Here is a 2,771-nt window from a genome sequence, read left to right as displayed (position 1 = left end):
GAGCATGGTTGGCTTATTGTTAAGATTGCCAATTTTACAGTGCGGGCGAGATCGCCCGGTGATCAACGCAGCAAGTGATCGAACTGCTACAAATGTCTGGAACGTCCATGAGAACCAGCCGTCGTTTTTTCCTCTCCGGAGCCTCCGCGCTCGCAGCCGCAGTGGTCGCCGGCGGCGCCAATGCGCAGGATGTGATCGGTGACATCCTGAAATCCTCCGCGCGCGGCAATTGGGACGACCAGTTCGATGCCCGCGCCAGCGAGGGCGGCAAGGTGGCCTCGACGCTGCCGATCTTCAGCCCGCAGACCGTCGCCTTCACGGAACAGGCGGTCGGGCAATACCAGAACATTGTCGGGCAGGGCGGCTGGGTCGACGTTCCCGCGACCAAGAAGCTGCAGCTCGGCGTCGATGACCCGGATGTGGTGCCGTTGCGCAAGCGGCTGATGGTTTCCGGCGATCTGTCGCAGAGTGCCGGCATTTCGACGGCCTTCGATTCCTATGTCGACTCGGCGGTCAAGCGTTTCCAGCTGCGCCATGGCCTACCTGCCGATGGTGCGCTCGGCAAATACACCTATGCGGCGATGAACGTTTCGGCGCAGATCCGGCTCGGCCAGTTGCAGACAAATTTGCAGCGGCTGCGCGAGAAGGCCGGCACGCTGGGCAGCCGCTACGTGCTGGTCGACATTCCGGCAGCGCAGGTCGAAGCGGTCGAGAACGACCGCGTCGTGCTTCGCCACACCGCGATCGTCGGCAAGATCGACCGGCAGACGCCGATCGTCAATTCCAAGATCAACGAGATCATCGTCAATCCATACTGGAACGCGCCCGTCTCGATCGTCCGCAAGGACATCATTCCGCTGATGCGGAAGGATCCCGATTATCTCAAGGACAGCCACATCCGCCTGTTCGCGCCGGATGGCAGCGAAGTCGATCCGATGAATGTGGACTGGTCGACCGACGACGCCGCCAAGTACCGTTTCCGCCAGGATCCCGGCTCGGAAAACGCCATGGCCTCGGTGAAGATCAATTTCCCGAGCCCTGACGGCGTCTACATGCACGATACGCCGCAGCAGAGCCTGTTCGGCAAGATGTTGCGTTTCGATTCCTCGGGCTGCGTGCGCGTGCAGAATGTGCGCGACCTCGTCACCTGGATCCTGCGCGACACGCCCGGCTGGGACCGCCAGCATTTCGAGGCGGCGATCAAGACCGGTGAAAACACGCCGATCCAGGTCACCAATCCGGTGCCGGTCCACTTCCTCTATCTCTCGGCCTGGTCGACCGGTCCGGGCGTCGTGCAGTTCCGCGACGACGTCTACGCGCTTGACGGCAACAACGAGCTGCAGATCACGTCTGCGCTATAAACATTTGATTCTTATATATAAAAGGGCCGCCTCTCAGGGCGGCCTTTTTCATTGATTGGGTGCTGCGGCGTTTTTCACGGGACGGGCGGCTGGACGGATCGGCCGGCTTTGCGCATGGTCGGCGGAAAGCCTGGAACCGGACCATGGAAGTCGCCGTCTTCATTCTAGTCGTGCTCGTCTTCGTGGCGCTTTCCGGCGCTCTGGTTCGCCTGGTACGGGTGCCGTTGCCGGTGCTGCAGATTGCGATCGGTGCCGCGCTTGCGTGGCCGGTGCGCGGCATCCATGTCGAGATCAATCCGGAACTGTTTCTGCTGGTGTTCATTCCGCCGCTGCTGTTCGGCGATGCCTATGGCGCACCGAAGCGTGAACTGATGGCGCTGCGCGGACCGATCCTGGATCTGGCCATAGGGCTGGTCTTCTTCACCATCGTCGGTTTCGGCTACGCCTTGCATTGGCTGGTGCCGAGCATCCCTCTGGTGGTCGCTTTTGCGCTTGCCGCGGTGCTGTCGCCGACCGACGCGGTGGCGGTGTCCTCGATCGTCGACAGAAATGTCGTCCCGGCGCGGCTGATGCACATTCTGGAAGGCGAGTCGCTGCTCAACGATGCGTCGGGGCTGGTCATGTTCCGCTTTGCCGTCGCGGCGGTGCTGACCGGCAGCTTTTCCCTTGCGGCGGCTTCGCTCAGTTTTCTCTATGCCGTGGCGATGGGCATCCTGATCGGCGTGGCGGCGCTGTTCGTTGCCGCCAAGCTGCTGCAACTGCTCAACCGGATCGGCGGCGTGCCGGCCGAGGCGCAGGTGCTGGTGATGGTCCTGCTGCCCTTCATAGCCTATCTCGGCGCCGAGCATGTCGGAGCTTCCGGCATCCTGGCGGCTGTTACCGCCGGCCTGCTCACCGGCGGCTCCGGCGTGTTTCGCTTCCTCGGCGTCTCGGCGCGCATGCAGACGATTTCGCTGTGGACGACGCTTTCCTTCGTTTTCAACGGTGCTCTCTTCATCGTGCTTGGGCTCCAACTTCCCGACATCATCCGCCATGTGCCGCCGGAGCTCATGAGCCTGCACCCGATCGTCCAGCCGATCGCGACCGTCATCGCGCTGACGCTGTGCCTGATCGCGTTGCGCTTCCTGTGGATCTGGGTGGGCGATATCGCCGCCGGCATCGCTGCGCGTCTGGGCAAGCGCAAAGTGGAGCCGTTCGGGCTGCGCGTGCGGCTCGCCGGTTCGGTGGCCGGTGTGCGCGGCGCCATTACGCTGGCCGGCATCCTGTCACTGCCGCTCGCCATGCCGGACGGCTCGCCGTTTCCGGCGCGCGACCTGGTCATTTTCCTGGCCGCCGGCGTCATTATCTGCTCGCTGGTCATCGCCAGCCTCGCTCTGCCGACGATCGCCAGGGGGCTGGTCGAGCCCGGTG

The 2,771-nt window shown here is 63.3% G+C and carries 2 protein-coding genes; both read left to right on the top strand.

Annotated elements, in window-relative coordinates; translation table 11 throughout:
• The first annotated feature begins 107 nt into the window (after nt 1–107).
• Nucleotides 108–1,361, top strand: coding sequence for a L,D-transpeptidase family protein (locus EN939_RS28580; protein ID WP_127271053.1), 1,254 nt, complete (start codon nt 108–110; stop codon nt 1,359–1,361).
• A gap of 143 nt (nt 1,362–1,504) precedes the next feature.
• Nucleotides 1,505–2,771, top strand: a 1,267-nt coding sequence (locus EN939_RS28575) for a Na+/H+ antiporter (RefSeq protein ID WP_127271051.1), incomplete at its 3' end; no start/stop codon positions are given.

The organism is Mesorhizobium sp. M7A.F.Ca.CA.002.05.1.1 (assembly GCF_003998335.1).
GTDB lineage: Bacteria > Pseudomonadota > Alphaproteobacteria > Rhizobiales > Rhizobiaceae > Mesorhizobium.
Note: the sequence above shows the minus strand (reverse complement) of the source record. Positions and strands in the feature narration are given on the sequence as shown.